Raw genomic sequence first — 25,027 nt, 5'->3', positions numbered from 1 at the left:
GGCGTGCGCCAAACCATATGAAACTTATGGGAGATGGGGAAGACGCCGGGGGCTGCGCCGCCAGGACGCCTCCCCAGAACCACCGCTAGCTGCGAAGACGTCCGCGAGCACGGGCATTGCGCCACCTGGGCGTTCCGCATACTGGTACGACCCTCGCCCGGGAACCACCGCAACGGGGCCGGTCGGCCCCGGTCACGCCGTGGCGACCGCGTCGACCGCCGGGACGCGCACCTGGCGGCTCGCCGTACCGAGGCCGGTGAGCAGGGTCGCGGCCGCGGCCAGGGCGACGATGCCGAGCCAGATGCCGGGGCCCTGGCCCGGCCGGACCGAGCCGGTGCGGACGGCGCTGAAGGCGACGATGCCGGCCACACCGGCGAGCGTGCCGAACAGGACTCCGGTGACCGTCATCAGCAGGCCCTCGCAGCCGACCATGGCGAGCACCTGGCCCGGCGTGGCCCCGGCGAGGCGCTGCTGTCCGAACTCGCGGCGCCGGTAGCAGGTGGCGGCGACAAGGCTGTTGATCAGCATCAGGCAGGCGAACCCGGCGATGATGCCGACCACGGTGAAGTTCAGCGTCTCGAGGTTCTTGTCCTCGACGGACCTGGTGAGCCCCGCGGCCCGGATCGCGTCGCTCTCCACGGCCTGCAGATACAGGGTGACGGTCGCCAGTCCGGTGAACACCACGAGCGGCATGAGCACCTCGGACAGCCGGGCCGTCCGCTGCCGGGTGTTCAGCACGGCCAGGTGCCCGCCCGCCCCGAAGACCCGCGACAGCAGCCGCTCGGACGGGCCGATCACCACGCGCAGCAGGTACGGCGAGAAGACCCCGAAGCCGACCGCGAGCAGGACGGCGCCGTAGGCGGGAGCGGCCATCAGCGCGCTGTCGGTCGCCTTCAGGGCGAAGGTGGCGGAGATCCCCCCTGCACCGGCGAGCAGCGCCAGGGCACCGCCGGCCAGCTCGGCGCGGCCTCTTCTGCGCATGCCCGCCGCGGCCCGGGCGGCCCGCCGCACGGCGAGGGAGGCGGCACCCACCGAGGAGAGCAGGGTCACGCCGCAGCCCACTCCGTACGCCAGCGGCCCGAAGGCGTGGGCGACACCGCCAGCGACCTGCCCGGTCTCCTGGAACCGGTCGACCAGGGCCCGCCCGGCCAGCATGGCGGGCCAGACGGCGAGCGCGGAACCGACCACGCCGACGATCGCCGCCTCTGCGACGACCATCAGCCGGATCTGCCCCGGCGTGGCGCCGGCCCGGCGCAGCAGGCCCATCTCCTCGCCACGCTGGCGGACGTTCACGGTGAGCGTCGACGCGATGGCGAAGAAGACCAGCAGCGTCCCGTACCCGCCGACCACTCCCCCGGTGAGGTGCAGCGACTCGGCGCTGGCCGGGTCCACGCCCGCACCGACGGCGGTGTCGTGCAGGGAGTTGAACAGCATGATGATCGCCGCACCGAGGAAGGCGGCGAGCAGCGTCGCCGCGAAGCGTCCGGGACGGTGCCGTACGGAGCTCAGGGCGAGGGACAACACGGGTCACACCTCCATGGCGACGTCGTGGGCGGCCACCGCGTCACCCAGGTGCGTGAGCCGCTCGGCGACGGCGTCGGCGGTGGGCCGGGGCAACTCGCCGGCGATCCGGCCGTCGGCGAGGAACAGCACGGTGTCCGCGTGCGAGGCGGCCACCGGGTCGTGGGTCACCATCACCACGGTGCGGCCGCGCACGTCGACCGCCTCCCGCAGCAGCAGCAGGATCTCCCGCGCGCTGCGGGTGTCCAGCGCGCCGGTCGGCTCGTCGGCGAAGATCACGCTCGGCTCGGTGAGCAGCGCACGGGCGATCGCGACGCGCTGGCGCTGGCCGCCGGAGAGCTGGTCCGGGCGGTTGCCGAGCCGGTTGCCCAGGCCGACCTGGCCGAGGATCTCCCGCGCCCGGGCCAGGTCGACGCGGCGACCGGCGAGCTCGAGCGGCAGCACCGTGTTCTGCAGGACGGTCAGCGCCGGCAGCAGGTTGTACTGCTGGAACACGAAGCCGATGCGCTGCCGGCGGAAGCGCGTCAGCTGAGCCTCGCTGCGACCGGCCAGCGGCTGCCCGTCGACGACGATGGTGCCGCTGTCCGGCCGGTCGAGCCCGGCGGCGCACTGCAGCAGGGTCGACTTGCCCGAGCCGGACGGCCCCATGATCGCGGTGAAGGTGCCGGCCGAGAGGCTCAACGAGACGCCGTCCAGCGCCGTGACCGTGGTGCCGGCGGCGCCGTACGTCTTGCGGACGCCCACCAACTGCAGCGCCTCGGAAACCCGCACGGGGTCTGGGTCAGGCCCTGGACCAGGCATGGCACGCCTCCTGAATCATCATTCGCCGAATTCATATTCACCGAGTGTCGGTTCAGTATGTCGACGGCGGTCGAGGCGGTCAAGCGGCTTCCACGGGCGGGCGCGGCACCGCGATGGCCGCGAGCACGACGTCGCGCGGCACGGGAACCAGGCCTTGAAGAGGACACCGCGGCTGCCCCTACGGCTCGGCGTCGATGCCGATCACCGCGTACGCCTGCACCCGGCGAGCGCCGCGGCCTGCTGCCCGGCGCAGTGCGTCATGCCGACGACCACCGCGTCGGGCCATCGGGGTGCGGCCCGGCGCCCCGGCAGGATCGGCGCCGGCGGACGTCCCCGCTCGGCCGGGGCGGACCGGACACAGTGGTGGACCGCGGCGAACCGCGGCACTCGTCACACTGCTTTGATGCCGCTGCCACCGGAGTCGACTGCGGTGCGGCGCCCGGCGGGGCCCGCCAGCCCGTAGAGCAGGAGGTCGGTGAGCGTGTCCACGACCTCGTCGTCGCTCACCTTCGGGCCCTGGGGGTCGGCCGTCAACAACGAGTAGCCCAGGGTGGACAGCATCGCGCCCATCGCCGCCGCCACCAGCTCCGGCTCGCCGGGCAGGTCACGGTTCTGCCGGCGGAGATGCTCCAGATGCTCGCAGAGCATCCGGGTGTCCTGGACGAGGCGCCGCCAGGGTTCCCCGGAACCGGGCTCGGTCGCCGCCGACGACTGGTAGAGCGCCACCATCACCGGCAGATGGTCGCGGAACACCTGCCACGCCACCGCGATGTGCGCGTGCAGCTGGTCCCGGTCGGTGAGGTCGTGGTCGGAATGATCCTCGCCGCTCATCGCCCTGCCCGCCTGCTCGCGCATCTCCCCCAACAAGGCCTGAAGCAGCTCTTCCTTGTTGGTGAAGTGGTCGTAGAACGAACCGGTCGCTCGTCCGGCGGCGGCCGCGATATCGCTGATCTTGGTGTTCAGGTATCCGCGGGTGGCGAACAGCGTGCAGGCCGCTTCCTTCAGCGCGGCCTCCGTTTCAGCCGCCCGCTGTTTGCGAATGCCCACCGTCCACCTCCTCGGGCACTCAGCATACTGAATCTCGATTCACCGTCGCGTGGGCGGACCGACGTCCCGGCCGCCTAACCCCCGCGGTGACCTCCGCCCACCCCTCCAGGTGGGCGGAGCGGCGGTCACCGTGCGGCCCGCCTGCGGAGCCGGGCCGGTGGGAGCGGCAGGGCGCGCCGGTCGACCTTGCCGTTCGCGGTCGCGGGCAGCTCGGGCAGGGCCACGTAGCGCAGCGGCACCATGTAGTCGGGCAGCTGCCCGGCCATGAAGGCGCGCAGGGCCGCTTCGGTCGTCGCCCCCGGGTCCGCGTCGCGTTCGGCCACCACGTACGCCACCAGCGTCGCGGCGGCGCCCAGGTCGTCGCGCAGCACTACGACGCTGTTGGCGACGAGCGGATGGCCGTTGAGCACGGACTCGATCTCGCCCAGCTCGACCCGCTGCCCGCGGATCTTCACCTGCGTGTCGATGCGCCCGGCGTAGTGCAGGTGTCCTTCCGGCGACCACCAGGCGAGGTCGCCGGTGCGGTACACCCGCTGCGGGCGGCCCGCGACGTCCACCTCGACGAACCGCTCCGCGGTCAGGTCCGCTCGCCCGGCGTACCCACGGGCCAGGCAGTCGCCGCCCAGGACCAGTTCCCCGCGCCGGCCCAGCGGCGCGAGCCGGCCGCGCTCGTCGAGGACGTACGCGGCGACGTTCGTGATCGGCCGGCCGATGGGCACGGTGTCGTCCGGTTCGGGGCGGCGGCACGGCCAGGCGGTCACGTCGATGGCGGCCTCGGTGGGCCCGTACAGGTTGTGCACCTCGACCTGCGGCAGGGTGGCGGTGAGCTTGTTGACCAGCTTCGGCGACAGCGCCTCCCCGCTGCAGATCACCCGGCGCAGGGCGGTGCACCGAGCCAGGCCGGCCTCCTCGACGAACAGGGCCAGCATCGACGGCACGAAGTGCAGGGTGGTCACCGCCTCGCGGGCGACGACGTCGGCGAGCTCCTGCGGGTCGCGGTGCGCCTGGGGCTCGGCCGTGACCAGCGTCGCGCCGGTCATGAACGCCCACAACAGCTCCCACACCGACACGTCGAAGGTGTACGGCGTCTTCTGCAGCACCACGTCGCCGGGGCCGATGCGGTACTCGTCCTGCATCCACACCAGCCGGTTGGCCAGCGACAGATGCGTCATCTGCACGCCCTTGGGCGCTCCGGTGGAACCCGAGGTGAAGATGACGTACGACAGACCCCGCACCACCTCCTGGGGTGCCTCGTAGTCGCGCCAGTCGAGCGGCGCGGCGCTCAGGTCCCCGCCCGAGAGCGGCCGCACGGCGACGTCCGGTTCGCCACCGCAGGTCAGCGCCTGCCGTCCCGCGTCGTCGGCCAGCACCAGCGCCGCGCCCGCCGTCCGCAGCATCCGGTCCAGCCGGGCGCGCGGATGGGACGCATCGAGCGGCAGGTACGCCCCGCCGGCCAGCAGGATGCCGAGCACGGCGACCACCATCTCCGGGCTGCGCTCGGTGCACAGCCCGACCACGGTGCCGGGTCCCACGTCCTGCGCCCGCAGCCGCCCGGCCAACGCCGCCGCCTCGTCCAGAAGCTCGCGGTAGGTCCGGTCCCGCCCGCCGCCGCGCAACGCGACGGCGTCCGGCATGAGCCGCGCCTGACGGCAGATCGTCTCGTGCACGGGTGTGCGCGGCGCGATGCCCGGCGCGGGGTTGAAGCCGAGCAGCGTCTTGCGCTCCACCGGACCGACGAGCTCGGCCTCGCGCACCGGCCGGTCCGGATGGGCGGCGAGCCAGGCGTGCAGGGTGTCCAGGCGCTCCTGCAGGTGCACGGGATCGCCGTGGTGCCGGGCGAAGCAGACCGGAGTCCCGCCCACGGCCGCCCGCGTGACGGCTTCGCCCGCCGGAGGCCCGGCGAGCACGACGTCCGCCGCGACGGTGCCCGGCGGCAGGTCGCGCGCCTGCTCGCGTACCCGGGTCAGGGTGTCGTCCGGGCCGACGCGCAGCAGGAGGCCGCCTCGCGGGCCGTGCACCGCGATCGACGTCGCGTCCGAGAGGCGGTGGCAGAGCACCGCCGCCACCGCCGCGGCCAGCTCCGGATCGTCGTGGCCGGTCATGACGTCAACAGCCCGGCGAGCGTGCGGGGCGTGGGGTCGCCGGCCAGCTCGGCCACCGGGATCTGCACCCCGAACCGGCGCCGCACCTGGGTGATCATGCGGATGAACTGCAGCGACTCACCGCCGAGCGCGAAGAAGTTGGTGTCCGGCCCGATGCCGGGGGTGCCGAGCATCCTGCTCCACAGGTCGATGATCTCTCTCACCTTCTCGTCCTCGCCGGCTTCCGCGGGTGGCGGCGCCGGTTCCGCGGGGTCCGCCGCGGGTTCCACCGGCGCGGCGTCGAGCCAGTGCCGGGTCCGGGCGAACGGGTACGTGGGCAGCGCCACCCGCCGGGCGCCGCTCTCGCCGCGCACGGCGGCCCAGTCCACCGCCACGCCGGCGGTCCACAGCCCGCCGACTCCGGCGAGCACGTCACCGGACTGCGCCCCCGGCCGGGGTTGCAGGGCGAACCCGGGCACCGACCGGCCCTGCGGCGTCTGCCGGGCCAGGCCGGTGAGCGTGGTGCCGGGCCCGACCTCGACCAGGACCGGGTCGCTCAGGCCCAGCGCGGTCAGCAGCGCGTCGTGGAAGCGCACCGGGCTGCGCAGTTGCGCGGCCCAGTAGCCCGCGGCGCGGGTTCGTCCCTTGCCGAGCAGCTCGCCGTCGAGGCTGCTGACCACCGGGATGCCGCGGGGTCGCTGGGCGATGCGGTCCGCCTCGGCGCCGAGCAGCCGGGCGGCGCCGGCCATCATCCGCGAGTGGAAGGCCCGCCGGGCGGGCAGCGCGCGGCAGGTCACGCCGGCCGCCGCCAGCCGTTCCCGCAGGACGGCGAGCTGCGCCACCGGCCCGGCCAGCACGGTGGAGCCGGGGCCGTTGTGCGCGGCCAGGTCGAGGTCGTCCAGGCCGGTCAGGTGCGCCGCGACGGTGGACGGCGCCGCGAGCACGGCCAGCATGCCGCCCTCGGGGGCGGCCTGCATCAGCGCGCCGCGGGTCGCCACCAGGCGCAGCATGTCGTCGGCCGCCAGCTCCCCGGCCAGTGCCGCGGCCGCGAACTCGCCGACCGAGTGCCCGACGAGCGCCGCCGGGCGGACGCCCCAGGAGGTCAGCAGCCGGCCGAGGGCGAGCTCGTGCAGCGCCAGCGCCGGCTGGGTGACGTCGGTGCGGTGCACGACCCCGCCGGGGTCGGCACCGACCAGCACGTCACGCAGGTCGAGCCGCAGGACCGGGGCCAGCAGGTCCGCACCGTGGTCGAGGTCGGCGCGGAACGACGGGTAGCGGTCGTAGAGGTCCCGCGACATGGCGGGGACCTCCGCGCCCTGGCCCGGGAACAGCAACACCACGCTCGGCCGGCGCACCGCCTCGCGGACCGGTGCCCGGCGCAGCCGCGCCAGCGCCGTCGGGATGTCCTGGGCCGCGACCGCGAGCCGGTACGGGAAGTGCCGCCGGTACGCCTGCGAGGTCAGCGCGACGTCACCGACGGCCAGGTCCGGCCGCTGCCGCAGGTGTTCGCTCCACTGATCGGCGGCGTCGCGGACAGCCTCCGGGCTGCGCGCGGACAGCACGATCAGCTCGGCCTGCCCACCGGTGGCGGGCGGGGCCGGCACGGCCACCGGGTCGGCCTCCTCCAGCACCACGTGGGCGTTGGTGCCGCCCAGCCCGAACGAGCTCACTCCGGCCCGCCGGGGTCCGCCGGCGCCGTCCCACCGCCGGGCCACACTGTCCACGGTGAACGGCGTCGACCCGTCGAGCAGCTCGGGACGGGCCTGCTTGAGGCCGGCCAGCGGGGGTATCTGCCGATAGTGCAGGGCCAGCGCGGCCTTGATGAGGGCGGTGACGCCGGCGGCGGCGTCGAGGTGGCCGACGTTGGCCTTGACCGACCCGAGCGAGCAGGGCCGGGCGCCGCGGCGGAACACCTCGGTCAGCGCGGAGAGCTCGATCGCGTCGCCCACCTCGGTCGCGGTGCCGTGGGCCTCGAGGTAGCCGACCGTCGCCGGGTCCACGCCCGCGGCGGCGTACGCGCGCTGCAGGACGTCGACCTGCCCGGCGATGCCGGGTGCGGTGTAGCCGACCTTCATGCCCCCGTCGTTGTTCACCGCCGACCCCTTGATCAGGGCGTACACGGTGTCGGAGTCCCGGCGGGCGTCCTCGGCGCGCTTGAGGACCACCATGGCCACGCCGTTGCCGGGGACCGTCCCGTTGGCCGAGGCGTCGAACGGCCGGCACGCGCCGTCCGGCGACATGATTCCCTTGGCCTCGTAGTGGTAGCCGGCCTGCTGCGGCACCGCCACGCAGGCCCCGCCGGCGAGCGCGACGTCCGCGTCGCCGTTGCGCAGGCTCTGGGCCGCCAGGTGGACCGCCACCAGCGACGTCGAGCAGGCGGTCTGCACCGTGACCGCGGGACCGCCCAGGTTCAGCCGGTACGCGATCTTCGTGGCCAGGTGGTCCTTCTCGTTGCCGAGCACCACCGCCAGCAGACCCTGGGTGTCGACCAGGCCCGGGCGGGCGAACACGTGGCGCAGCGCGTAGTAGTTGAACCCCGCCCCGGCGAACACGCCGACCCGGCCGAAGGGCTGGTCGGTGGCGAGTCCCGCGGACTCCAGGGCGGCCCATGCCGTCTGCATCAGCAGCCGGTGCTGGGGATCCATGATCTCGGCGTCGCGCGGCGTGATGCCGAAGAAGGCGGCGTCGAACAGCTCCGGGTCGGCCAGCACCCCCCGCGCCGGTACGTACGCCGGGTCGTCGAGCTGGTCCGGGCTCACGCCCGCGGCCAGCAGCTCGCCGCGGGTCAGCTCGCTGACGGTGATCCGCCCGGCGGCGACGTGGGACCAGAGCTCCCCGACGTCGGCGGCGCCGGGGAACCGGCCCGCCATGCCTACGATCGCGATGTCGCCGTTCATTTCGCGCCCACTCCTGTGATCTGTGCGTGCAGATGCCCGGCCAGCGTCTGGACCGTCGGGAACCGGTAGAGGTCGGTCAGCGCAACGGCCCGGCCCAGCCGCTCCTGCAGCAGCCGGCGCACGATCGCCAGCCGCAGCGAGTCCCCGCCGACGTCGAAGAACGTCTCGTCGACGTCGAAGTCGCCGGTGCCCAGCGCCTCGATCCAGGCCTCGGTCACCGTCTCCTCGAGCTCGGCCGGCGACGCGGCACCCCGCGCGGGAACCGGCGCCGGCTTCCCTTCCGGCGGGGTCTCGACCAGCGCACCCAGGGCCCGGAGGTCCACCTTGCCGTTGCGGTCGAGCGGGAACTCGGCCACGGTCACCCACTGCTGCGGCCGGGCGTACGGGGCCAGCTCGCCCTCCACGGCGCGGCGCACCTCGGCCGGGTCCACGCCGCCCGGCGCCGGCTTGAGCGCCGCGCACAGGCGCAGGCCCGTCGCCGCGTCGCCGGTGGTGAACACCACCGCGTCCTGCACCCCGGCCTGCGAGCGCAGCCTGCGCTCCACGTCGACCAGCTCCACCCGGTGCCCGGCGATCTTCACCTGGCGGTCGTTGCGGCCGAGGAAGCGCAGCTGCCCGTCCGCGCCCCAGCGCACCAGGTCCCCGGTGCGGTACAGGCGCTGCCCCAGGCCGGGGTGCCGGACGAACGACGCCTCCGTGCGTGCGGGATCGGCGAGGTAGCCGTCGGCGAGCCCGGTGCCCGCCGCCTGCAGCTCACCGATCGCACCCGGCGGGACGAGGCGCCCGGCCGGGTCGACGACGTACAGGCCGGTTCCGTGCACCGCCGCGCCGATCGGCAGCGGGTCCGGGGTCGCGTCGGCGTGCTCCATCGAGTACGTCGTGGTGAACGTGGTGTTCTCGGTGGGGCCGTAGCCGTTGGTGACCCGCAGTCCCGGGCAGGCCCGCAGCACGCGGCGGACGTGCGCCGCGGAGACCACGCCGCCGCCGGTGAACAGCTGCCGCAGCCCGACGAACGCGTCCGGGCGGTGGTCGGCGACCAGGTGGAAGACGCCCGAGGTGAGCCAGGCGTGGGTGATCCCGGCGGTGCGCAGGAACCCGGCCAGGGCGCTCGGCGTCGGCTCCCCGGGCGGGAACACCGCCACGGTGTCGCCGCCGGCCAGCGGCACCAGCAGCTCCAGCGTGGACGCGTCGAACGCCAGCGGGGACAGCCGCATCATCCGCCGGCCCGCCGGCCCGCCGGCGAACATCCGCGGGTCGTCGGCCAGGCGCAGCACCGCGCGGTGCGGCACCACCACGCCCTTGGGCACCCCGGTCGAGCCGGAGGTGAAGGAGACGTACGCGGTCCGCGCCGGGTCGGCCGGGGCCGGCTTGACCGAGCCGTCCTCCACCCGCGGCGGCGCATCGAGGTCGGCCAGGGCACAGTCGGCCGCGCCCGCGAACTCGGGGCCGGGCGCGCCGTCGCCGAGCCGGGCCCGCGGCGCGACGGCCGCGGCCACCTGCGAGCGCCACTCGGCGGTGGCCTGCCGGTCGACCGCGACGAAGTGCGCGCCCAGCCGCAGCACGCCCAGCACCGCGACGGCCTCGGCGGCCGAGCGCGGCACCTGGAGGACGACCGCGTCGCCGGCGCGGACGCCGTGCCCGTGCAGCAGCCGCGACTGCTCGACGGCGTAGTCGTGCAGCTCCCGGTAGGTCAGGGTGCGCCCGGCGTGCGCGTCGACCAGCGCGATCCGCTCGCCGGCGAGCTCCGCGTGCGCCGCGAACCGGCTCCACAGGTCGTCGGCGGTGTCGTGCTCCCCTCCCGCGCCCAGCTCCCCCAGCCGGGCGCGCTGGGCCGCCGACAGGGTGGTGACCTCGCGCAGGGCCGCGTCCGGGCGGGCGGCGAGCTCCAGCACCGCCGCCTGGAACGACTCGGCCAGTTCCCCCGCGTCGGCGGCGGTCAGCGCCGAGGTCGCGTACTCCAGCGCGAACCGCGGCCGGTCCGACCAGGACTGCAGGTAGAGCAGCGCGTCGAACACCGCGCCGTGGCAGTGTCCCTCGTGCACCCGCCAGGTCCCGTCGCCCGCGGACAGCTCGTCGGGCACCAGTTCGTGGTGGGCGGCGAAGCCGATCTGCGCGAGCGGGTTGCGGCCCGCGTCGGCGGCGACGCCCAGCCCGGAGACCACCCGGTCGAACGGCAGGTCGGCGTCCGCGACCGCCTCGGCCAGCGCCGCGGCGGTGCCCCGGACGTAGTCGCGCACGGCGAGGTCGTCGGCCGCGGCGCAGCGCACCGGCACGACCCGGGTGCACAGGCCCACGACGGCGTCCATGCCCGCCTCGAACCGGCCCGCCGCCGGCACGCCGAGCACCAGGTCGGTCAGGCCCGCGCGGCGGGCGGCGGCCAGCGCCCACGCCGCCATGGCCACCGACGTCACCGTCACCCGGCAGTGCCGGGCCAGCTCCGTGGCGGCCCGGGCCGCCGCCGCGCCGAGGCGGAACGGCAGGCGCGCGCCGCGGCCGTCGGCCTCGACGAGCGGGGGCAGGTCGGTGGGCAGGGTCACCGTGTGGGGCGCGCCGTCCAGCCGGGCCCCGACCCGGGTCAGCGCGGCGTCCAGGGCCCCGGACGCCTCGACCGCGGCGAGCCGGGTGCCGCCCCAGTCCGGCGACGGTGCGGCGGCGCCGGTCGGGAACTCTCCGGCGTACCGCCCGGTGAACTCGCGGGCGAGCACGCCGATGCTCCAGCCGTCGGCGAGCGTGTGGTGCACCAGCATGGTGAGCAGGTCCCGCCCGCCGCAGCGGGTCAGCACGAACACGACCGGCGGCTGGGCGAACGGGCGCAGCAGCTCGGCGGCGGTCCGGCCGTACAGCTGGTGCACGGTGCGGACCGCGTCGTCGCCACCGGGCAGGCTCTGGTGGAGCAGCCGCGGCTCGTACGGCGCGGGCAGCACGATCCGGGCCTGCCGCGGATCGCGGACGAACATGGTGCGCAGCGACTCGTGCCGGGTCGTCAGCTCCCGCAGCACCGACCGGGTCCGGGCGGCGTCGAGCGGCCCGGGCGCCTCCAGCGTGAACATCAGGTGGTACGGCGCGTCCCGGCCGAGCAGGTGGGCGGCCAGCATGGACCGCTGGCCCGGCAGCAGCTCCCGCTCCACCGGCCCCGGGGCGCCGGCCGGGGGCGCCGTGTCGACGTAGCCGACGGCGGTGGCCAGGGCCTGCGCCAGCGGCAGCGCCGACAGCAGCCGGGCGCTGTCCACGTGCGCGCGCAGCTCGCGCTGGCCCAGCGACACCAGCGTGATGGCCTGCAGCGAGGTGCCGCCCAGGCCGACGAACGACTCGGTGCCCGCCGCGCCCCGCAGGTGCTCGGGCGCGAGGCCCAGCACCCGCGCGGCGAGCGGCGTCCAGGCGTCGAGGTCGGGGGCGGCGGTCACACGGTCTCCTCGATCGGCTTGTCCGCCGGCACCTGGCCCGCGATGTCGCGCAGGTCGGCGAAGCGGGGGTTCTCCAGGACGTGGCCGAACATCACCGCCAGGTTGAGCTCCTGGCGGATCAGGGTGCTCAGCCGCAGCGCGCTGAGCGAGTGCCCGCCGAGGTCGAAGAAGTCGTCCTCGTCGTCGACCTCGTCGACGCCGAGCACCTCCATCCAGAGCTCTTCGAGCTGGGCCACCCAGGTCCGGTCTTGTACGTCGCTCATCAGTGGTGCCTCTCTGTGTCCAGGTGGGCCGCGGGGGCGTCCAGGTAGTGCCGGGTCGCTTCGAAGGGGTAGGTGGGGGCGGGCAGCCGGCACCGGCCGGTGTCGTGCACGGCGTCCCAGGCGCCGGCGACGCCCAGCTGCCACAGCGCGCCGACGGTGGCCAGCAGGCGGGCGTGCCGGTCGGCCGGCAGCTCGGGCCGGTCCGCGCCCAGGTGCGGGGTGACCTGCGTGCCGACCTCGATCCAGAGCACGTCGAGGTCGGCGGGCGGCGCCGCGGGCGGGCCCGGGTCGGCCGCCTGCGCCTGCCAGTACGCGGGGTCGCCGCACTCCGCGGCGGTCAGGGGCTCGCCGCCGATGTGGACGGGCAGCTCGGCGGGGCCCGGCCGGATCTCGTCCACGGCGGCGCCGCAGATCAGGTCCAGTGCGTCCGCGAGGGGCATGACGCCGGCCACGACCGCGGCGGCGAGCGCGCCGACGCCCGTGCCGGCCACGGCGCGCGGGCTCACGCCCCGGCTGCGCAGCGACTGCGCCAGGCCGGCGCAGGCCAGCAGCCGGGTGCAGCGCTCTCGGACGGCGGCGCCGAGGTCACGGTCGCGCAGCCGCGCCACGCCCTCGTCGACGATCCGGCGGTACACCGGGTCGGCGTCGTAGTTCGGCCGGTTGCCGGTCAGCTCGCCGGCCCCGGTGAGGTGGAACGCCACACCGCGCGAGCGCGCCGTCGCGTCCGTCCGCCGGACCTGCGCCGGCGAGCCGTGCGGGCCGGTCAGGAACGCGGCCCGCCAGGGCAGCTCGGCCCGGCCGGTACGCAGCGTGTACGCGACGTCGGCCAGCTCGCCGGGAACCGTCGCGGCCACGAACGCCGTGGCCCGGTCCAGGCTCCGCTGCGCCGCCGCGGTGGTCCTGGCGGAGACCAGGACCAGCTCGGTGACGTGACGGCGGGGCCGCGGCCGGGCGGACGGCGCCTCCTCCAGCACGACGTGGGCGTTGGTCCCGCCGATGCCGAAGGCGCTCACCCCCGCCCGGCGGACGCCGTCGACCGGCGTCCAGGGCCGGGACGAGGTCGGCAGCTCGAACGCCGGCCCGTCCCGCGTGATCGCCGGGTTGGGCGTGTTCAGGTGGGCGATCGGCGGGATGGTGCGGTGCCGCAGCGCGAGGACCGTCTTGACGAGACCGATGACCCCGGCGGCGGTGTCCAGGTGCCCGACGACCGACTTGACCGCGCCGAGCGCGCACGGCGCCCGGCCGGGCCGGCCGGTGCCGAACACCTGCCGCAGCGCGGCGACCTCGATCGGGTCGCCGAGCGCGGTGCCGGTGCCGTGGGTCTCGATCAGGCCGACGGTGTCCGGATCGACGCCCGCCACGCCGAGCGCGGCCGAGATCACCGCGGCCTGGCCGGTGGGGCCGGGTGCGGTGAAGCCGGCCTTGCGGGAGCCGTCGTTGTTGACCGCGGAACCGCGGATCACCGCGTGCACGGTGTCCCCGTCGCGCAGCGCGTCCTCGAGCCGCTTGAGCACCACGATGCCGGCGCCGTCGCCGGGCACGGTGCCGTCGGCGGCCGCGTCGAAGGCCCGGCACCGGCCGTCGGCGGAGAAGATCCCGCCGGGCTCGTGCACGTGGCCGCGCCGGGTCGGCGGGGCCACCGTGGCGGCCCCGGCCAGCGCGACGTCCGCGTCGTAGGTCAGCAGCGCCTGCGCCGCGGCGTGCACCGCCACCAGCGAGGTCGAGCACGCGGTCTGCACGGTCATGGCGGGACCCTGCAGGTTCAGCTTGTACGCGATCCGCGTACCCGCGAAGTCCTTGTCGCTGCCGATGATCAGTTGCAGGCCGCCGGCGGCCTCGACCGCGCGCTCGTTGGGCCACACGTTGTCGAGCAGGTAGACGTTCAGGCCGGTGCCGACGTACACCCCGATGCGGTTGCCGTCGGCGGCGACCGGCGGATAGCCGGCATGTTCCAGCGCGGCCCAGGCGCACTCCAGCAGGATCCGCTGCTGGGGGTCCATCAGCGCGCTGTCCGACGGCGAGTAGCCGAACAGCCGGTGGTCGAAGCAGCCGGCGTCGCGCAGCACCGCGCGGGCGGGCACGAAGTGCGGGTGCTCCACCAGCTCCTTGGCCACACCCCAGCCGGTGAGCTGCTCCGGCGTGAAGAAGCTGACCGCGTCGATGCCGGTCACCACGTGCCGCCAGAACAGGTCGAGGTCGCGCTCGGCGCCGGGGACCCGGATCGCCATCCCGACCACCGCCACCGCGGCGCCGTCGTCGAGCTCAGCCACGTCCGCCCCCGATCCCGCGGCGCCGGTCGGCGAGCCGGGCGCTTCCCCGGCGGCGCTGCGCGGCCTGCGGGTCGGCGACCACGGGGGTCCTCCGCTGCAGGTGGGCCGCGCAACCGGCCACGGTCCCGGCGCGGAACAGGTCCGTCACGCTGACCTCCAAGCCCTCCTCCGCCAGCCGCTGTTGCAGCACGATCAGGGCGAAGCTGTGGCCACCCAGGTCGAAGAAGTTGTCGTGCAGCCCGACGTCGGCGCGCGCGAGCACCTCGCTCCAGCAGGCGCGGATGCGCTCCTCGACGCCGGTGCCGGCGGCCACCCGCCGCCCGGCCGCGGGCACCACGGCGGTCCGCGCGGCCCGGCTCCCGGCCAGCAGACGGGCGGTGTCCACCTTGCCGTGCGCGGTCAGCGGGATCGCGTCGACCGTCAAGATCTTCGACGGCACCATGTACGCCGGCAGCGTCGACCGCACGTACCCGCGCAGCTCCCGTTCGGCGTCCGGCCCGAGCGCGCCGGCGACGAACGCGACCAGCTCGTCGTCCTCGGCGGCCACGGCGCAGGACTGCACCGACGGGTGGGCCAGGAACGCGCCCTCGACCTCGGCGCACTCGACGCGGTAGCCGCGCAGCTGCACCTGGGTGTCGTTGCGACCGAGGTAGACCAGCTCGCCGTCGGTGCCCCACTTGACCACGTCGCCGGTCTTGTACATGCGGCCCCGCCCGTACGGGTCGGGCAGGAAGCGCGCGCCGGTCAGCTCCGGGTCGTCCACGTAGCCGTGCGCGACGAGCACGCCGCCGCAGTACAGCTCGCCCGGCACATTGAGCCCGGCCGGCTGCAGGTCGTCGTCGAGCACGTAGCAGCGCCCCGACGGCAGGGGCACGCCGACGTTGCCCTCCTTGACCCGGGCCAGGCCGGCGGTGGGCGCCTGGTGGATCGTGACGTGGATGGTGCCCTCGGTGATGCCGTACATGTTGACGAACACCGCGCGCAGCCCCGGCGCGCCGGAGACCAGCGCCGCGAGCCGCGACCAGCTCAGCGCCTCGCCGCCGAGGACGACGTAGCGGATGGTGGAGACCTCGTCCGGGCCCAGCAGCCGCAGGTACGGCGGCAGCAGCCGGTAGAGCGCGCCCGGGGTCTGGAACACCACCGTGACGGCCTCCCGGCGCACCAGCGCGGCCAGCCGCTGGCGGTCCACCAGGTCGGCCTGGTCGGCGATGACCAGCCGGGCGCCGGTGGTCAGCGCGCCCCACATCTCCCACACCGAGGCGTCGAAGGAGAACGAGCTCGCGGCCAGCCAGACGTCGTCGCCGGTGACCTCCAGCCCTGCCGGGGTGGGGGTGTTCAGGGCGTTCAGGCCGCCGTGGCCGACCATGACGCCCTTGGGCACGCCGGTCGAGCCGGAGGTGTAGATGATGTACGCCTGCTCCCCCGGCCCGGGATACCGCTCGGCGACCACGGACCGGCCGTCGAGGGAGTGCGCGTCGGCGAGCCGGATGTCCCGGCCGTCGGCGAGCCGCTCGGCCAGCTCGGCCGTACCGCACTCCACCAGCATGAGTGGCGGGCGGGCGCTCGCGGTGATCAGCTCCAGCCGGTGCTGCGGGTACTCCGGGTCCAGCGGCACGTAGACGCCGCCGAGCTTCCACACGCCCAGGATCGCCGCGATGATCGCGGGTGAGCGGCGCAGCAGCAGCCCGACGCGGTCACCCGGGCGTACCCCGCGGTCGGCCAGGCCCGCCGCGATGCGCCCGGCCCACCGGTCGAGCTCGGCGTAGGTCACGTCCACGTCCCGGTGGCGCACCGCGACCGCGTCCGGGTTCCGCGCCACGTGTGCGGCGAACCGGCGCAGCACCGACGGGTGGTCGACCGGCTCCTCCGCGACGGGCGGGTTCAGGCCGACGGTCAGCCGCAGCCGCTCCGCCTCGTCCACCATGGACGGCTCGGCGCCGGGCGCGTCGACGACCGACCGCAGGAAGGTGAGGTAGTGCCGGAGCAGGGTCGCGACGGTGTCCGCGGTGAAAAGCTCCGTGCTGTACTCGGCGCGCAGGAACGGCACGCCGGTGGACACGTCGAGGGTGAGGCCGAGGTCGAACTTGGTGACGTCGATCTCGACGTCCACCTCGGTCAGCTTCAGCGCGTCGAACTCGGGAAACTCGAACGGGAAGTTCTGCACGGTCAGCGAGGTCTGGAACAGCGGCGCATGGCTGAGCTCCCGCTCACCCGCGCATGCCTGGACGATCCGCTCGAACGGCACGTCCTGGTGGGCGAACGCCGCCATACTGCTCCGGCGGGCGCGCTCCACCAGCTCGGCGAAGCCCGGCCCGCCGGACAGGTCGAGGCGGATCGGCAGGGTGTTGACCAGGCAGCCGACGATGCGTTCCTCCGCCTCGTCCATCCGGTTGGCGACGGGCACGCCGATCACCACCTCGTCCTGGCGGGCGTACCGGGACAGCACCGAGGCGTACGCCGCGAGCGCCACCGCGAACAGCGTCGCGCCGCGGGACCTGGCCCAGGCGCTCAGCCGCTCGACCAGCTCGGGATCGATCGGGTGGCGCAGCACCGCGCCCCGGGCGCTGAGCACGCCGGGCCGCGGGAAGTCGGTGGGCAGCGCCAGCCGGGGCGCGTCACGCAGGGTTGCGCGCCAGAAGTCCAGGCCGGAGCCGTCCCGCTCCCAGTCCTCGCGCTGCCGCCCGGCGTACGCGAGATAGGACTCCGCGGCCTCGGCGACCCGGTCCGGGGCGTTGTACTCGTCCGCCAGGTCCCGCAGCAGCAGGCCCACCGACCAGCCGTCGCACGCGATGTGGTGCACCAGCACGGCCAGCGTGTGCTCGTCCGGCCCCCAGGAGCGCAGGAAGGCGCGCAGCACCGGGCCGTCGTCGAGCGAGAAGGGCCGGCGGGCCTGCTCGGCGACCAGGGCGCGCAGGTACGCCTCCTGGGTGTCCCGGTCGGCCCAGTCGCCCTGCTGCACGTCGATGTCCACCAGCGGGTCGGGCGAGACCCGCTGCGTGAGCACGCCGTCGTCCAGGCTGAAGGTGGTGCGCAGCGCGTCGTGCCGGGCGACGACGCGGGTCAGCGCCCGGCTGAGCGCGCCGGGCCGCAGCGTGCCGTGCAGGTGCACCGCGAAGGCCACCACGTAGGCGGGGTTGCCGGGCTGGAGCCGGTTGAGGAAGTAGAAGCGTTCCTGAGCGAACGAAGCACGACCGGTACGAACCATGTCTGGATCCTGGCCGCCGGGACGTCCCGCCCGGCAGAGAGCACTCACCCACCCGGCCAGGGAAATCCTCCCGGTCGCGGGGCCGACACCGCGGTATCCGGGCCCGGGCACGACGCTGCCCCGGTCCGGCGGGTCGACCGCCGGACCGGGGCAGGCCCGGTGTCCCTAGTATTCGCCGCGCCCGAAGGCGGCCAGCTCCGCGGAGTGCCCCGGGTTGCTGACATAGGTCGCCCCGATCGGGGCGGTCACCCGGCACCACATGTCCAGCCGCCCGACGTCGATGCCGGCCGCGGCGGCCAGGGCGTCGCGCCGGCGCAGCATCTCCGCCCGGTCCAGGCCCTCGAGCACGTAGTCCACGGCGTCGAAGCAGGGATCGCCGGCGCAGGCCATCGGGTCGATGGCCACCAGGCCCTTGGCGCCGCCGCCGAGCACGTTGCCCAGGTGGAGGTCGCCGTGGAGCAGCACGGTGTCGCAGGGGGTCGCGAACAGCTCCTCACGCAGCCGTTTCGACTCCGTCAGCTCGGCGCCGCGCCGGGTCGCCGAGTTGAACAGCACGTCGATCCAGTCGGCGAGCTGCCTCGGCGCGCTTTCCGGATCGCCGGCCGCGTGCAGGTCGGTGAGGAAGGCGGCGTACTCGGCCGGGGACGGCGGCACGGGCATCTTCTCGACCAGCGTGCCGGGGTGGATCGCCTCCAGCAGCACCGCGCCTTTGGCGGCGGCCAGCACCGCCGGCACCCGGCCGCTGGGGGCGAACTGCCGCAGCATGTCCACCTCCTCGCGGACGGCGTAGCTGTCCGGGGACAGCTTCAGGACCGCGTCGCCCAGCGGGCCGTGGCAGGTGAGGACCACCGACGAGTTCCCGGACTTGAGCTGGTCCTTCAGGTCCAGCTCCCAGTGGGCGGCGAGCTCGTCGAGCCGCTGCGGCAGCGTGCCCACCCAGCGGTGCGCCGCCCTGCCGAACCGCGGCTCCAGCCGGCGCGCGGTCGCTTCCAGGTCCAGGGTCATGCGGCACCTACCCGCTGGCGGGTCACCGGGCCGTGGTGCGCGACCAGCGGGCCTCCCCCGGGCCGCCCCATCCTGGCCATGCGGACCACCTCGATGGCCTCGAACCGGTCGGAGACGTGCAGCTTGCCGAAGATGGTCGAGATGTGGTTGCTGACCGTCTTCGGGGAGAGGTTGAGCCGCGTCGCGATCGCCGCGTTGCGCAGGCCGGACGCGATCAGCTCCAGCACCTCCCGCTCCCGCGCCGTCAGCTCCGGGTAGAGCTGCTGGTTGCGCGGCTCGCGGCAGAGCTGCCCGATCAGCTGGTCGGCGATCGTGGGCCCGAGGATGACCTCGCCGGTGGCGACGCCCCGGATCGTCCGGACGATGCCGTCGCCCGGGCAGCTCTTGAGCACGTAGCCCCGCGCGCCGGCCCGCATGGCGGCGAAGACCGTCCCCTCGTCCTGGACGGCGGTGAAGACGAGCACCGCGGTCTTCGGCGAGATCCGGGCTATCTCCTGGAACGTCACTCCCAGCTGGACACCGGGCATGTCGACGTCGAGCACGAGCACGTCGGGGCGCAGCTCCGCCGCCGCCTTCATCGCCTCGCGTGCGGTCGCCGCCTCGGCGACCACCGTGACCTCGGCCGGGCAGAGCAGGGCGCGCAGGCCCCTGCGTACCACCGGCTGAGCGTCAGCCAGCACGACCGTCACGGCATCGGGTTGTGCCTCGTCCGTGACTCTCCCCGGGTCTCCGCTCGTCGTGTGAGCCGGTCCCGAGGCCGGGCTAACGCTGACCATTAAAAAACCTCACCCCCGTCCTCACGGCCGCGGTCCTCGCTCTGCGCCAGGCACCGCGGACCTGCCGATCTCCATCGGCGTGAACTTCTCATGATGGTCGCCAGAACAGCACAGAAACGCGGGCGGACAAACGACGCGTCAACCTTCTGACGCATTCCGACTGGTCAATGGGAGTTCGGACGAAACGCTTCGCTCGGCAGGTTAGACGACAGGTCCACAGCGGATCAATAGCGTGAACGGCCGCTTACGCAAAGGCGCACGGCAGGTGGCTGACCTGGGAATACCACAGGGTCCGCCGGATGTCCACGGTGCCCGCTCCCGGGCGACCCGGGAAGTCGTCCTGGCTGGGCGCCGCGCGACGCCCCTGTCGTACCCGGCGCCGCGGACGCGAGAATTGGCCCCGACCGCCCATCACACCAGGACGTGCAAATATGCCCTTGTCGCGATTGATAGACCTATCCACCCGTTTGGTGCCGGCCGATCCGCTGCGCAGGAAATTGATCGCGATTCGGCTCGCCGAGTCGATCGGCAAGGGAGTGTTCCTCAGCGGCAGCGTCGTCTACTTCACGCTCCGCGTCGGACTCGACGCCCGGCAGGTCGGCCTCGGGCTGTCCGCCGCGGGCCTCTCCGCCTTCCTGTCCTCCGTCGTCTTCGGCGTGATCGCCGACCGGGTGGGCGCGCGCAGGCTGCTCGTCATGCTGTTCGCGGCGCTGGCGGTGGGCTTCGGCCTCTACGCCGTGGTGGGCACCGCGCCCCAGTTCTTCGCCCTGGTGGTCGCCGTCGGCTTCCTCGAGTACGGCACCGGCCCGGCCAACGGGGCCGTCGTCGGCACCCTCGTGCCCGCGGAGGAACGGGTCAAGCTCAAGGCCATGATGCGGTCGGTGTTCAACATCGGCTTCAGCATCGGCATCGGCGTGGCCGCCGTCGCCGCGCTCAGCCAGCGGCTGCTCGTGCTGATCCCGCTCACCACCGCCGCCCTGATGGCCGGCGCCGCGGTGCTGGTGACCCGGCTGCCCGACGTGCCGGCGCGTCCGGTCCCGGTGGGCTTCAAGCGCTTCGCCGCGGTCCGCGACCCGCGGTTCCTCGCCGTCATCGCGATCTCCTCGGTGCTGGCCTCGCACGTCACCGTCATCCTGGTCACGATGCCGCTGTGGGCGCTCAACCACACGTCGCTGCCGCACTTCCTGATCCCGCTGCTGCTCGTCTTCAACACCGTGTTCGTCATCCTGTTCCAGGTGCGGGCCAGCCGGGGCGCGGACACCGTGGAAGGCGCCGGCCGGCTCGCCCGGCGCTCGGGCTACTGGCTGGCCGGCGGCTGCCTCGTCATCGCGCTGACCGCGCTCGGCGACGACAAGGTGCTGGCCTGCGTCGCGATCGTCGGCGCCGTACTGATCCTGTCCACGGCGGAGGTGATGCAGGCCGCGTCGGGCTGGGGTCTCGCGTTCGGGCTCGCTCCCGAGCACGCGCAGGGTGAATACCTGGGCGCCTTCGACCTGCACGTGATCACCCAGAACGTCGTCGGCCCGGCCGTGCTGTCCGGACTGGTGATGACCTTCGGCCTCTGGGGCTGGCTGGGCGTCGCCGCCGCCGCGCTGGTCGCGTCCGCGCTGATCATCCCGGCCGCGCGCCGCAGCCAGGTGGCCCTCGCCCCGGAACCCGCCCCAGCCGTCACCCGGTAGGCGCGGACGGCACGGCGACCGGTGCCGGCGCGACCATGCCGCCGGGGACGGCGGTGCGCATCGCCGCCCGCAGCCGGGCCGCCGCGGCCGACGTCGCGCCCAGCGCGTCCAGGGCCAGCAGCGCCGCGCCGAGCGCCGGGGGCGAGTCGGGCACGCTGACCTCCACCCGCGGGGCCTGGCGCCGTACGCCGGCCAGCACCCGCCGGTGCAGCACCGGATGCCGCGCCCGCAGGACCCCGCCGCCCAGGACGAGGGCGTGCGGCGCGTCCAGCAGCCCCAGCCGGGCCGCGGCCACCCGGTGCTGCACCACGACCTCGTGCGCCTGGCGGCGGACCAGCCCGGTCGCCACCGGGTCGCCCGTCGCCGCGACCTCGAACAGCAGCGGCGTCAGCTCCCGGACCCGGACCGCCGCCAGCTCGCCCAGGTGCAGCGCGATGCTCACCTCCTCCACGGTGGCCCGGCCGAAGTACCGGGCGACCGCCGCGGACAGGGCGGTCGGCACGCCCCGGCCGTCCTCGCCCCGGGCGGCCAGGCGCAGCGTGTGGGCCGCCAGGTCGTGGCCACCGCCCCAGTCGCCCGAAATCGGGCCCAGGGCCACGAACCGGGCCGCGCGGCCGTCCGCCGCCCGTCCCACGCAGTTGCTCCCCGCCCCGCAGACCACGGCGACCGCGTCCGGCCGCGACGTGCCCGCGCGCAGCAGCGCGAAGGTGTCGTTGTCCACGACGGTCTGCCGGGTCCACCGCCGGGCCGAGATCGCCTGCCGCAGCCGGAACACCTCGACGGGCAGGTCGGCGCCCGCCAGATAGACGGCGGCCAGGTCGATCACGGCGGCCGGCGCGACGCCCGCCTCGGCACGCACCGTACGGACCAGCTCCGCCAGCAGGTCCACCGCGCCGTCGAGGCCGAGGGTGTGCGGCGAGGTGGCCGGGCCCCGGACGAACCCCAGGATCTCGCCGTCCCCGCTGCCCAGGAGCACGTCGGTCTTGGAGTTGCCGCCGTCCACGGCCAGGTAGTACGCCGTCATCGGGCCCAGGCCAGGTGCCGGGCGCCCGCCGCGAGCAGCCGGTCGGTGAGCGCCTCGGCCCGCTCGTGCTGGGCGACGAGGGGGTGGGCGAGCAGCGCCCGGTACACCCGGGACCGGCCCCCGCGCACGGCCGCGTCGAGGGCGAGTTCCTCGTACGCCGCCACGTGGCCGATCAGTCCGGCCAGGTCCGGCGGCAGCGGGGCGACCGGCAACGGCACCGGCCCGTCGGCGCCGGCCCGGGCCGAGACCTCGACGACCGCATGGTCCGGCAGGAACGGCAGGATGCCCTCGTTGCGCAGGTTGACCGAGTGGACGCCGTCCGGGTCGAGGCCGTGCAGGGCGGCGATCAGGCCCACCGCCGCCTCCGAGTAGAACGCGCCGCCCCGCTCGCCCAGCAGGGCGGGCTTCTCGCGCAGCGCGGGGTCCCGGTACTGCTCCAGCAGGGCCGCCTCGATCTCGGCGACCCGTTCTCCGCGGGTCTGCGCGCCACGGGCCTGCTCGACGTGCCGGTCGTGGGCGTAGAAGTAGCCGAGGTAGTACGACGGCACGCAGCCGAGCGCGGTCAGCACCCCGGTCGGCAGGCCGACCTCCGCGGCCAGCTCCTCGACGTGCGCCGCGAGCAGGCCGGGGAGCCGGTCCACGCCGTCGACGTACGCGGCGCGTTCCCACGTCAGATGGTTGAGGCCGACGTGGTCGAGGACCACCGCGGCCGGGTCGACGCCGAGCATGCGGGCGAACCGGCGCTGGAAGCCGATCGCCACGTTGCACAGCCCGACCGCCCGGTGCCCCTCGTCGAGCAGCGCCCGGGTCACGATGCCGACCGGGTTGGTGAAGTCGACGATCCAGGCGCCCGGCCGGGCCCGGGCCCGGATCCGGGCGGCCACGTCCAGCACCACCGGCACCGTCCGCAGGGCCTTGGCGAGCCCGCCCGCACCGGTGGTCTCCTGGCCCACGCATCCGCACTCCAGCGGGAACGTCTCGTCGCTGATCCGCGCGGCCTGCCCGCCCACCCGCAGCTGGACGACGGCCGCGTCGGCGTCGGTCGCGCCGGCCTCCAGGTCGGTGGTCCAGCTGACCCTGCCCGGGTGGCCGTGGTGGGCGAAGATGCGGGCGGCGAACCGGCCGACGACCTCCAGCCGGTCGGCCGCCGGATCGATCAGGACCAGTTCGGACACCGTCGCACCGAGCCGGGCGAACCCGTCCACCAGCTCCGGCGTGTACGTCGAGCCACCGCCGACGACAGCGATCTTCACCCCTTGACCCCCGTGAGTGTGACGCCCTGGACGAATGCCTTCTGGGCGAGGAAGAACACGACGACGATCGGCACCATGGCCAGCACCGTGGCGGCCGTGACCAGGTTCCAGTCGACGTGATGGACACCGCGGAACGAGGCGAGCCCCAGGGACAGCGTCCAGGAGCTCTCGTTCTCGCTCGTGTAGAGCAGTGGACCGTAGTAGTCGTTCCAGGCGTAGAAGAACTGGAACAGCGCGGCCGCCGCGATGCCCGGCCGGGCCATCGGCAGCACGACCCGTAGCAGGGTGCGCCACTCGCCGCAGCCGTCCACCCGGGCCGCGTCCAGGTACTCGGACGGGATGGTGAGCAGGAACTGCCGCAGGAGGAAGATGCAGAACGCGTCGCCGAAGAGCATGGGAACGATCAGCGGCGCCAGCGAGCCGGTGAGGCCGTACCGGGCCCACATGAGATAGAGCGGGACGGTGACCACTTGCGGCGGCAGCATCATCACGCAGACGACCGCGAGGAACATCGCGTTGCGGCCGCGGAACCGCAGCTTGGCCAGGGCGTACGCCGCCGGCACGCTGGACAGCAGCATCAGTACGGTCGCCGCCGCCGCGTAGATCACGGTGTTGAGCAGGTACCGCGGCAGCGGAGTGACCTCGAAGACCCGGGCGTAGTTCTCGAAGTGCCAGCTGTTCGGCCAGTAGTCACTGGTCAGCGCCTGCTCGCTGGTCATCACGGAGAGCAGCACCAGGTAACCCACCGGGGTCAGGAACATGATCGCGAGCGCGATCGCGATGCTGTGCCGGGCGATCCAGGCGAGCCGGCGCTGCCGCCTCACCCGGCGTCCGGTCACCGGGACCGGCGCGGCGGGTGCCACCGGCGGAGCCGCGAGGGCTGTCATTGGTCCTCCCCGGAGAAGGCCCTGGAACGACGCAGCAGGACGACCGTGACCGCGAACGCCACGACGAACAGGGCGATGGCCATCGCGTTGGCGTAGCCGAGCGCGTGGTACCGGAAGCCGACCGTGTAGAGCCAGAGCGGATAGGTGAAGGTGGAGCCCTCGGGGAAGCCGAAGGACGAGGAGATGCCGCCGCCCGTCACGGCCTGCCCGCTGGCGATCGACCCGGCGACCGCGGCCTGGTCGAAGTACTGCAGGGTGAAGATGACGCCGGTGACGGCGGCGAAGAGGATCACCGGGCGGATGGCCGGCAGCGTGACGTAGCGGAACCGGTGCCAGGCGTTGGCGCCGTCCAGGTCGGCCGCCTCGTAGAGGCTGGCCGGCACGCCGAGCACCGCGGCCAGGAAGATGATCATCAGGTCGCCGATGCCCCACAGGCCGAGCAGCACCAGCGACGGCTTCGACCAGTCCGGCGAGTTGAACCAGAGCGGGCCCTCGATGCCGAGCTGGGCCAGGAAGGTGTTGACCGGCCCGGTACCCGGCTTCAGCAGGTAGACGAACGCGATGGTGGCCGCGACCGGCGGGGCCAGCGCCGGCAGGTAGAAGATCGTCCGGAAGAGGCCGGCGCCCCGCCGGAGCCGGCTGAGCAGCATCGACAGGCCGATCGCGGCGACGATGCGGACCGGGACGAAGACGGCGACCATCCAGAGGGTGTTCCGGATGGACTGCCACAGGTACGGGTCGTCGGCCATCCGCCGGTAGTTCGCCAGACCGGCCCACCGCGGCGCGGTGAGCAGGTCGAACTTGGTGAACGAGAACCAGGCGGCGCTGATCAGCGGGTACAGGAAGAACACCACGATGCCGGCCAGCGCGGGCGCCAGGAAGGACAGGGCGGTCAGGTTGCGCCGGAGCCGCAT

General features: G+C 74.4%; 17 protein-coding genes. 1 reads left to right on the top strand and 16 read right to left on the bottom strand.

Translation table 11 applies throughout. The features are described 5' to 3' along the window. Nucleotides 1-192: 192 nt before the first annotated feature. From IEY99_RS26205 to IEY99_RS26150, 12 genes are all read right to left on the bottom strand, one after another. Nucleotides 193-1,524: an FtsX-like permease family protein gene (locus tag IEY99_RS26205; RefSeq protein ID WP_189206728.1), complete on the bottom strand. Its 1,332-nt coding sequence runs from the start codon at nucleotides 1,522-1,524 to the stop codon at nucleotides 193-195. A gap of 3 nt (nucleotides 1,525-1,527) precedes the next feature. Continuing rightward, nucleotides 1,528-2,322, bottom strand: coding sequence for an ABC transporter ATP-binding protein (locus tag IEY99_RS26200; RefSeq protein WP_189206727.1), 795 nt, complete (start codon nucleotides 2,320-2,322; stop codon nucleotides 1,528-1,530). Nucleotides 2,323-2,523: 201 nt separating this feature from the next. Next, nucleotides 2,524-2,709, bottom strand: coding sequence for a hypothetical protein (locus IEY99_RS26195; protein WP_229799258.1), 186 nt, complete (start codon nucleotides 2,707-2,709; stop codon nucleotides 2,524-2,526). A 3-nt stretch (nucleotides 2,710-2,712) separates the two neighbouring features. After that, complete coding sequence (locus IEY99_RS26190; protein ID WP_189206726.1) at nucleotides 2,713-3,369, bottom strand: TetR/AcrR family transcriptional regulator; 657 nt, start codon at nucleotides 3,367-3,369, stop codon at nucleotides 2,713-2,715. A 125-nt stretch (nucleotides 3,370-3,494) separates the two neighbouring features. After that, on the bottom strand, nucleotides 3,495-5,471 hold the full coding sequence (locus IEY99_RS26185; protein ID WP_189206725.1) for an amino acid adenylation domain-containing protein: 1,977 nt from the start codon (nucleotides 5,469-5,471) through the stop codon (nucleotides 3,495-3,497). Beyond that, on the bottom strand, nucleotides 5,468-8,347 hold the full coding sequence (locus IEY99_RS26180; protein ID WP_189206724.1) for a type I polyketide synthase: 2,880 nt from the start codon (nucleotides 8,345-8,347) through the stop codon (nucleotides 5,468-5,470). The genes IEY99_RS26185 and IEY99_RS26180 overlap by 4 nt, the downstream gene beginning before the upstream one ends. Continuing rightward, on the bottom strand, nucleotides 8,344-11,751 hold the full coding sequence (locus IEY99_RS26175) for a non-ribosomal peptide synthetase (protein ID WP_189206723.1): 3,408 nt from the start codon (nucleotides 11,749-11,751) through the stop codon (nucleotides 8,344-8,346). The genes IEY99_RS26180 and IEY99_RS26175 overlap by 4 nt, the downstream gene beginning before the upstream one ends. Further along, complete coding sequence (locus IEY99_RS26170) at nucleotides 11,748-12,014, bottom strand: phosphopantetheine-binding protein (RefSeq protein ID WP_189206722.1); 267 nt, start codon at nucleotides 12,012-12,014, stop codon at nucleotides 11,748-11,750. Before IEY99_RS26170 ends, IEY99_RS26175 begins: the two co-directional genes overlap by 4 nt. Beyond that, nucleotides 12,014-14,284, bottom strand: a complete 2,271-nt coding sequence (locus IEY99_RS26165; protein ID WP_189206721.1) for a beta-ketoacyl synthase N-terminal-like domain-containing protein — start codon at nucleotides 14,282-14,284, stop codon at nucleotides 12,014-12,016. Before IEY99_RS26165 ends, IEY99_RS26170 begins: the two co-directional genes overlap by 1 nt. Continuing rightward, the gene (locus tag IEY99_RS26160) at nucleotides 14,277-17,489 is read right to left on the bottom strand and encodes a non-ribosomal peptide synthetase (RefSeq protein ID WP_189206720.1); all 3,213 of its coding nucleotides are present in this window, start codon (nucleotides 17,487-17,489) and stop codon (nucleotides 14,277-14,279) included. Before IEY99_RS26160 ends, IEY99_RS26165 begins: the two co-directional genes overlap by 8 nt. Nucleotides 17,490-17,654: 165 nt before the next feature. Further along, a complete protein-coding gene (locus IEY99_RS26155) occupies nucleotides 17,655-18,494 on the bottom strand; it encodes an aminoglycoside phosphotransferase family protein (RefSeq protein ID WP_189206719.1) in 840 nt (279 codons plus the stop codon). Continuing rightward, nucleotides 18,491-19,174 (bottom strand): LuxR C-terminal-related transcriptional regulator, encoded by a 684-nt coding sequence (locus tag IEY99_RS26150; protein ID WP_229799257.1) that lies wholly within the window; start codon nucleotides 19,172-19,174, stop codon nucleotides 18,491-18,493. Before IEY99_RS26150 ends, IEY99_RS26155 begins: the two co-directional genes overlap by 4 nt. Before the next feature lie 566 nt (nucleotides 19,175-19,740). Here IEY99_RS26150 and IEY99_RS26145 point away from each other — a divergent pair. Next, nucleotides 19,741-20,949, top strand: a complete 1,209-nt coding sequence (locus tag IEY99_RS26145) for an MFS transporter (protein ID WP_189206717.1) — start codon at nucleotides 19,741-19,743, stop codon at nucleotides 20,947-20,949. On the opposite strand, the gene IEY99_RS26140 is transcribed toward IEY99_RS26145, so the two are convergent. From IEY99_RS26140 to IEY99_RS26125, 4 genes are read right to left on the bottom strand one after another with little or no spacing between them, the layout of a single operon-like run. Then, nucleotides 20,939-21,973, bottom strand: coding sequence for an N-acetylglucosamine kinase (locus tag IEY99_RS26140; RefSeq protein ID WP_189206716.1), 1,035 nt, complete (start codon nucleotides 21,971-21,973; stop codon nucleotides 20,939-20,941). The genes IEY99_RS26145 and IEY99_RS26140 overlap by 11 nt on opposite strands. Next, nucleotides 21,970-23,226, bottom strand: coding sequence for a family 4 glycosyl hydrolase (locus IEY99_RS26135; RefSeq protein ID WP_189206715.1), 1,257 nt, complete (start codon nucleotides 23,224-23,226; stop codon nucleotides 21,970-21,972). The genes IEY99_RS26140 and IEY99_RS26135 overlap by 4 nt, the downstream gene beginning before the upstream one ends. After that, nucleotides 23,223-24,113 (bottom strand): carbohydrate ABC transporter permease, encoded by an 891-nt coding sequence (locus tag IEY99_RS26130; protein WP_189206714.1) that lies wholly within the window; start codon nucleotides 24,111-24,113, stop codon nucleotides 23,223-23,225. The genes IEY99_RS26135 and IEY99_RS26130 overlap by 4 nt, the downstream gene beginning before the upstream one ends. After that, nucleotides 24,110-25,027 carry a carbohydrate ABC transporter permease gene (locus IEY99_RS26125; RefSeq protein ID WP_189206713.1) on the bottom strand — a complete coding sequence of 306 codons (918 nt, stop codon included), beginning with the start codon at nucleotides 25,025-25,027 and terminating at the stop codon, nucleotides 24,110-24,112. Before IEY99_RS26125 ends, IEY99_RS26130 begins: the two co-directional genes overlap by 4 nt.

This window comes from Couchioplanes azureus (genome assembly GCF_014648355.1).
Lineage (GTDB): Bacteria > Actinomycetota > Actinomycetes > Mycobacteriales > Micromonosporaceae > Actinoplanes > Actinoplanes azureus.
Note: the sequence above shows the minus strand (reverse complement) of the source record. Positions and strands in the feature narration are given on the sequence as shown.

What these genes read in the sequence shown, in the direction of transcription:
- IEY99_RS26140 (WP_189206716.1), bottom strand. Translation starts at nt 21,973, where the DNA reads ATGACGGCGTACTACCTGGCCGTGGACGGCGGCAACTCCAAGACCGAC.
- IEY99_RS26130 (WP_189206714.1), bottom strand. Translation starts at nt 24,113, where the DNA reads ATGACAGCCCTCGCGGCTCCGCCGGTGGCACCCGCCGCGCCGGTCCCG.
- IEY99_RS26185 (WP_189206725.1), bottom strand. Translation starts at nt 5,471, where the DNA reads ATGACCGGCCACGACGATCCGGAGCTGGCCGCGGCGGTGGCGGCGGTG.
- IEY99_RS26160 (WP_189206720.1), bottom strand. Translation starts at nt 17,489, where the DNA reads ATGGTTCGTACCGGTCGTGCTTCGTTCGCTCAGGAACGCTTCTACTTC.
- IEY99_RS26200 (WP_189206727.1), bottom strand. Translation starts at nt 2,322, where the DNA reads ATGCCTGGTCCAGGGCCTGACCCAGACCCCGTGCGGGTTTCCGAGGCG.
- IEY99_RS26155 (WP_189206719.1), bottom strand. Translation starts at nt 18,494, where the DNA reads ATGACCCTGGACCTGGAAGCGACCGCGCGCCGGCTGGAGCCGCGGTTC.
- IEY99_RS26125 (WP_189206713.1), bottom strand. Translation starts at nt 25,027, where the DNA reads ATGCGGCTCCGGCGCAACCTGACCGCCCTGTCCTTCCTGGCGCCCGCG.
- IEY99_RS26180 (WP_189206724.1), bottom strand. Translation starts at nt 8,347, where the DNA reads ATGAACGGCGACATCGCGATCGTAGGCATGGCGGGCCGGTTCCCCGGC.
- IEY99_RS26170 (WP_189206722.1), bottom strand. Translation starts at nt 12,014, where the DNA reads ATGAGCGACGTACAAGACCGGACCTGGGTGGCCCAGCTCGAAGAGCTC.